This window comes from Pedobacter sp., assembly GCF_035566355.1.
Taxonomy (GTDB): Bacteria; Bacteroidota; Bacteroidia; order Sphingobacteriales; family Sphingobacteriaceae; genus Pedobacter.
Map to the genome: position 1 here is coordinate 1 of NZ_DATMRL010000007.1, position 6,738 is coordinate 6,738.

At 43.2% G+C, this 6,738-nt stretch carries 7 protein-coding genes and 1 pseudogene; 2 read left to right on the plus strand and 6 right to left on the minus strand.

Annotated features, from left to right (window positions below; all coding sequences use genetic code 11):
* Nucleotides 1-5: 5 nt before the first annotated feature.
* From trpA to trpD, 4 genes are read right to left on the minus strand one after another with little or no spacing between them, the layout of a single operon-like run.
* Nucleotides 6-776, minus strand: coding sequence for a tryptophan synthase subunit alpha (gene trpA / locus VNZ46_RS00275; RefSeq protein ID WP_325558066.1), 771 nt, complete (start codon nt 774-776; stop codon nt 6-8).
* A gap of 11 nt (nt 777-787) precedes the next feature.
* The gene (gene trpB / locus VNZ46_RS00280; RefSeq protein WP_325558067.1) at nt 788-1,969 is read right to left on the minus strand and encodes a tryptophan synthase subunit beta; all 1,182 of its coding nucleotides are present in this window, start codon (nt 1,967-1,969) and stop codon (nt 788-790) included.
* Between the two features lie 29 nt (nt 1,970-1,998).
* A complete protein-coding gene (locus VNZ46_RS00285) occupies nt 1,999-2,634 on the minus strand; it encodes a phosphoribosylanthranilate isomerase (protein ID WP_325558069.1) in 636 nt (211 codons plus the stop codon).
* Nucleotides 2,631-3,620: an anthranilate phosphoribosyltransferase gene (trpD, locus tag VNZ46_RS00290; protein ID WP_325558070.1), complete on the minus strand. Its 990-nt coding sequence runs from the start codon at nt 3,618-3,620 to the stop codon at nt 2,631-2,633. The genes VNZ46_RS00285 and trpD overlap by 4 nt, the downstream gene beginning before the upstream one ends.
* Before the next feature lie 198 nt (nt 3,621-3,818).
* Between trpD and VNZ46_RS00295 the strand changes: the two genes are divergently transcribed.
* Nucleotides 3,819-4,769, plus strand: coding sequence for an ion channel (locus VNZ46_RS00295; protein WP_325558071.1), 951 nt, complete (start codon nt 3,819-3,821; stop codon nt 4,767-4,769).
* A gap of 9 nt (nt 4,770-4,778) precedes the next feature.
* On the opposite strand, the gene VNZ46_RS00300 is transcribed toward VNZ46_RS00295, so the two are convergent.
* Entirely contained in the window at nt 4,779-5,594 is an 816-nt protein-coding gene (locus VNZ46_RS00300) for an SDR family oxidoreductase (protein WP_325558073.1), read from the minus strand.
* Between the two features lie 21 nt (nt 5,595-5,615).
* Entirely contained in the window at nt 5,616-6,230 is a 615-nt protein-coding gene (gene recR, locus VNZ46_RS00305; RefSeq protein ID WP_325558074.1) for a recombination mediator RecR, read from the minus strand.
* 187 nt (nt 6,231-6,417) lie between these two features.
* On the opposite strand from recR, the pseudogene VNZ46_RS00310 reads away from it, so the two are divergent.
* Nucleotides 6,418-6,738 (plus strand): annotated as a pseudogene (locus VNZ46_RS00310) (sodium:solute symporter); the annotation flags it as partial.

Sequence of the window (6,738 nt, forward strand, 5' to 3'; positions counted from 1 at the left end):
GTATTCTATTCGGAAATAGATTTCATGAATTTCTGAATGCCGGCAGCAGATGTACCTTCCGAAAGGACATTCACAAAGGCGGTTCCTATAATGGCGCCATTGGCAAACTGACAGGCTTTATCGAAGGTTGCTTTATTGTTGATACCAAATCCAATCATGGTTGGGTTCCGGAGTTTCATACCAGCAATCCTGGCAAAATAGTCTTCTGTATTTTGAGAGACCTGCAGGTTTTTTCCTGTCGTTGCTGAAGAAGAGATCAGGTAAACAAAACCTGTACTGAGTTCATCTATTTTCCGGATGCGTTCTTCGGAGGTTTGTGGGGTAACCAGGAAGATGTTGCTCAGGTTATATTGCTTAAAAAGCTCCTGGTAGTGCTCTTCGTATTCGGCCATAGGCAGATCGGGAACAATACAGCCATCTACCCCAACTTCTGCACAGGCTTTACAAAAATTTTCTACACCAAACTGCAGCATTGGGTTTACATAGCCCATCAGAAGAATGGGAATATTGATCCTGGAACGGAGGTCTTTTAACTGACTGAAAAGAGTTTTAAGATCCATCCCGTTCTCCAGGGCCTGTTTACTGCTGGCCTGTATCACTGGTCCGTCGGCTACAGGATCGGAATAAGGAAAGCCGATTTCCAGCATATCGGCTCCTGCCCGCTCCAGTTCTTCCGCAATCAGCAAGGTATCACCCAGCTCAGGAAAACCTGCTGTATAATAAATAGAAAGGATATTGGATGGTTTTTCCTGGAATAATTTATTGATTCTGTTCATCGTCTTGCTGATTATAGTCCAAAGTATTTCATATAGGTATCCATGTCTTTGTCTCCTCTTCCGGAAAGACATACGACTACATTTTCATGACCTGTAAAGTTCATTTTTTCTAGATATGCCAGTGCGTGGGCACTTTCTATAGCAGGAATAATACCTTCCAGCTGCGTACAAAGAAGTCCGGCCTGTAAAGATTCATCGTCTGTAATAGACACATAGCTGCCCCTGCCAGTTTTGAACAAATGGGCGTGCTGTGGGCCAATACCTGGATAATCCAGTCCTGCGGATACCGAAAAAGGTTCAACGACTTGTCCGTCTTCGGTTTGCATGAGGATACTTCTGCTTCCGTGCAATACACCTTCTTTACCCAGAGCAGTTGTTGCTGCAGAATGGCCGCTGTTTACCCCTTGCCCGGCAGCTTCTACAGCAACCAGTTTTACGTTTTCGTCGTTAATGAAGTGGTAGAACATGCCCATGGCATTGCTTCCGCCACCTACACAGGCCAGAACATAATCTGGCTGATCGCTACCGGTTTGTTCTTTCAATTGTTTTTTGGTCTCTTCTGAGATGATGGATTGAAAAATGGCCACCATGTCCGGATATGGGTGCGGTCCAACTACGGAACCGATAATATAGTGGGTATCTACAGGATTATTTACCCAGTCACGCATGGCTTCATTGGTCGCGTCTTTCAGGGTTTTGGAGCCTGAAGTAGCAGGAACGACTTTAGCCCCCAGCATTTTCATACGGGCTACATTCGGTGCCTGACGCTGAATATCAATTTCTCCCATATAAACCACACATTCCAAACCACGAAGGGCGCATACCGTTGCCGTGGCTACGCCATGCTGTCCGGCACCGGTTTCTGCAATAATGCGTTTTTTACCGAGGCGTTCGGCCAACAGGATCTGACCGATGGTATTGTTGATCTTATGGGCACCAGTATGGTTTAAGTCTTCCCTTTTCAAAAAGATATTGGCATTGTATTTTGCAGATAAGCGCTTTGCCAGGTATAAAGGCGAAGGCCTTCCTACATAGTCTTTTAACAACTGATGGAATTCTTTCTTAAAAGACTCATCATTAATGATCTTCAGGTAGTTCTGTCTGAGTTCTTCTACATTTGGGTACAGCATTTCGGGGATGTAGGCGCCGCCGAAGTCTCCGTAATAGCCATTTTCGTTGACAAAATAATTCATAGTCTTATGGATTTTATTCCGCTTTCTGCTCAGCGGAACAGTTGATTTTTAAATTCTGTTAATTGTACTAAGTTTTTGAGTCCTGGCTCCAGTTCAAATTTACTGTTGATGTCTATGGCATACAGGCGCTCGTCTTTGATCTTTCTGATCTCCGCTACACTGTCCAGCCCGATCCCACCACTGAGAAAATAAGGAATGTCGAGGTTATAGCTTTCCAGAAGAGCCCAGTTAAAACGCTTTCCTGAACCACCATGATCTGGCGTCTGTGTATCAAAAAGAAAATAATCTACCATACCGTCATAAGGAATTAGACTTTCAAAATCAAAAGACTCATCTACTCCAAAAGCTTTGATCACCTCTGTTTCCGGGCTGAACGCCCTTAATTCTGCGCAATAAGATGGACTTTCTTCTCCGTGAAGCTGGAGTGCAGACAACTCAAATTCCACCAGACGTTCCTGTACTTTTTCCATATCTTCATCTACAAAAACACCTGTTTTTTTTATTGTTTTCGGGAGCTTTCTTGTAAATACAGAAGATAAATGAGCTGCATAACGTTTGGATCTGGGGTAGAATATAAAACCCATATAATCCGGCATCAATGCAGAAACAGCCAGCATATTGGTGGGTTCACGCATCCCACAAATCTTTAATTTTGGCTGCTTCATGATCCGATAAGTTTTTTAAAGCTGTTGAGGGCATTTTTACTAAGTAAAGACGATTCGGCCTCGTAAAAGCAGTCGGCAAAGGTTCTGGAATTTTTAATGGTCTGCAGGGCCAGCGCAGCATTGCAAAGCACTACATTGTTCTGGGCATCGGTTCCTTTTCCATTCAGGATATCGGTAAAGATCCTGGCGGAAGACTCCACGGTATCCCCTCCTTTGATCTCTTGCTCGCTGATCTTTTCAAATCCAAGATCTGAGACTTTGATCATGGCTTCTCCTTTTGGACTGAAGGTTTTAATATCGCAGGTCAGCGAAATTTCATCAAAGCCGCCCAGGGCATGAAGGATCGTATAGTTTTTATCTGTATCCTGGTACAAATAGGCATACAAACGGGCCAGCTCCAGGCTAAAAACACCTACCAGCTGATTTTTGGGCTGGGCCGGATTACACATTGGTCCCAGCATATTAAAAAAGGTCTTTACGCCAAGCTCTCTTCGGATGGGTGCAACTGTTTTCATAGCCGGATTAAACAATGGCGCGTGAATAAAACAGATACCTGCAGTGTCCAGGCTCCGCTTCAAAACATCCTGATCATTGGTAAACTGATAGCCCAGGTACTCCATCACATTGGAAGAACCGCAACCGGAAGATACCCCGTAATTGCCATGCTTGGCGACTTTATTTCCTGTACCAGCGACAACAAAGGAGGCCAGGGTAGAAATATTGAAGGTATCTTTCCCATCTCCTCCTGTACCGCAAAGATCGATCAGTTCATAATCAGAGAGATTGACTTTAACGCAGAGGTCCAGCATGGCATCGCGGAATCCTTGTAATTCCTGCACGGTGATGTTCCGCATACCATAGGCAGTAATGAAGGCGGCAATCTGAGAAGTATTGTATTCGCCCAGCGCAATAGAAGTCAGGATCTTCTGTGCTTCAGCGCGACTGAAACTTTTATTCTCGAAAAGGTGGTTTAATATTTTCTTCATGGCTGTAAAACAAAAAAGGTTGCCTTTTATAGCAACCCTCAAATTATTTATATAAAATAAAACGTACAAAACAGGGTTACACTACGCGCTTGCGTTGTGCCACCACCAAATGTTAAGTCCGTTTGTTAATATCATCGTAAGGCAAAGATGGAATAGTTTTTATTATTTGCAAAACATTTCTTAAAATTATTGAGAATTATGGCATTATTTAAAAGAAAATCGCAGCTGGATGACGATCTTGGATTTGGCACCCGGCCGGTAAGTGCCAATCAAAGGTTGATGAACATCAATGGTACTTCCAATGTGAAACGTATTGGGCTGCCATTTTTCAGAACTTCTGATACGTATAACTGGCTGATCTCCATGACCTGGAAGAAATTCCTGCTGGTGATCCTGACGGCGTATATTGTAGTCAACATGGTATTTGCCTTTCTATACGTCACTATTGGAATCGAACACCTGAAGGGGGCTGAAGGCATAAGCCCAAGGGATCATTTTTTTGATGCTTTCTTTTTCTCTGCCCAGACCATTTCTACTGTGGGTTATGGACATATCAGTCCGGATGGTTTTTTAACGAGTATTGTAGCGGCCTTTGAATCTATGCTGGGCTTGCTGGCTTTTGCCCTGGCTACTGGTTTGCTCTATGGACGTTTTTCCAGACCGAATGCAAAGATCATTTACAGTCAGCACATGGTCATTGCTCCTTATAAAGGCATCAAGGGCCTGATGTTCAGAATGGCAAACCTGAGGAACAATCAGCTGATTGAAGTGGAGGTCCAGGTCGTGATGTCTTATAATGAAACGATAGATGGGAAGAAGACGCGCCGGTTTTACCCTCTGGAACTGGAAAGGTCAAAGATTGGCTTACTGACCATGAGCTGGACAGTAGTTCACCCCATTGATGAGAACAGCCCTATTTATGATAAAACGGCTGAAGACCTGGCAGAGGCAGAAGTGGAATTGCTCATCATGGTAAAGGCCTTTGACGATACCTTTTCACAAACGGTACACACCAGAACCTCCTACCGGGATGAAGATATTGTACATCAGGCCAGGTTCACCAATATCTTTTCTAATGACAGCAATGGTCAGACCGTAATGGACATGTCCAAAATCGGGCATATTGAAAAACTGGAGGCCACTGAATAGAATGGAGATTTATTTGATCAGCGCTTTTTTCTCCTTTGTAAAATGATTATAGACCAGTTTATCGGCCAGGCCAGGCAGCAGTTTATTAATCCAAACCGTCAATTTTCCCTGACCAGTCATCACCAATGTTCGTTTGCGGGCTGAAACTCCGTCAACAATACGGCGGGCAACTTCTTCCGCAGACATCATTTTTCCTTCTTCCATACTGGTTTCGCCATGCGAGGCACCGTCTTTAGACAGCGCGGCAACACGGATATTGGAAGCTGTAAACCCTGGGCAAGCCACCATCACGTGGACACCTGTAGGCAAAAGCTCCGTACGTAGAGATTCCATAAAACCATTCATTGCAAATTTCGAAGCAGAATAGCCTGTCCTGCCTGGCAAACCGCGATAACCCGCGATAGAAGATACACCGATAATACTGCCCTTGGTTTTCAGAATTTCATCTAAAGCATATTTGGTACAGTAAACGGTTCCCCAGAAATTCACATCCATCAGGTTTTTAAGAACAGATAAATCCAGCTCGTTGAATAAAGCCCGCATAGACAATCCGGCATTATTAACCAGGATATCTATCTGATTAAAGGTGAGCAGGGCTTGTTTGACAATACCTTTGCAATCTTCTTCCTTACTCACATCAGCCTGTACAGCAACGGCTTTGATGTTGTATTTTCTTTCCAGCTCAGCGGTGATTTCACAGAGATTTACATATTGTCTTGCAGCCAGAACGAGATTAGCTCCGCGTTTTGCAAATTCTTCGGCGCAAGCCTTACCAATGCCGGAAGAGGCTCCGGTAATCACTACAACTTTATTCTTAAATTCCATGGAATGCTTTTAACTGGATGATCATCTGATACTGGATTCGTAAGGTACTCTGGTTACAATAGAACGTCCTAATGTAATCTCATCGGCATATTCTAATTCTCCACCAAAGGCAATCCCCCTGGCGATCGTGGTGATGGGGATTTGAAAATCCTTAAGTTTTTTATACAAATAGAAAAGTGTGGTATCTCCTTCCATCGTAGCGCTAAGTGCCAGGATGATCTCTTTGACGGGCGTAGTTGTCACCCGCTGGACCAGCGAATCAATAAAGAGATCTGAAGGGCCAATTCCATCCATCGGAGAGATTAAACCGCCCAGGACATGATATACACCAAAATACTGCGAAGTATTTTCTACAGCCATCACATCCCTGGTATCTTCTACCACACAGATCACTTCTTTATCTCTTTTGGGTGCAGTACAAATTTCACAAATCTCCTGATCGGAGATGTTATGACAGATGCTGCAATGTTTGATTTCGTTTCTAAGCCTGATCACAGAACTACCGAAATGCTCTACTTCTTCCTTTTCTCTGTTTAATAAATGTAGCACCAGCCGAAGTGCGGTTTTTTGACCTACTCCCGGTAGTTTAGCAAATTCATTTACAGCATCCTCCAGTAATTTTGAAGAAAAATTCATTTTACAAACTTATATAAATTGATTTAGCATTTGTGAGCGGCGCAAAAAATATTTACGATTTATGAATAATTCTAAACAGCTGGTTCTTCCATTCTGAGCTGTCTGAAAATGGCTGCAGGGAAATTTATCTGCTCTTATTTGATTTTTAGAAGATGATTTTCTTACATTTAGAACCTAAAAACATACTATGAGTCCAGCGATACTTTTGTCTTTTTTAATCGGTTATTTTCTGATCCTGATTGTTATTGCCTTTGCCACTTCAAAGAAATCGTCTGACAACTCTACTTTCTTTATTGCCAACCGGAATTCCAAATGGTACCTGGTTGCTTTTGGTATGATTGGCACAGCTTTATCTGGAGTTACCTTTATCTCGGTTCCCGGGGAGGTGGGTGCACCATCGGGTAATCAGTTCCAGTATTTTCAGTTTGTACTGGGCAATGCGATCGGCTTTATTATTATTGCTACTGTATTACTGCCTTTGTATTACAGGATGAAACTGACTTCTATT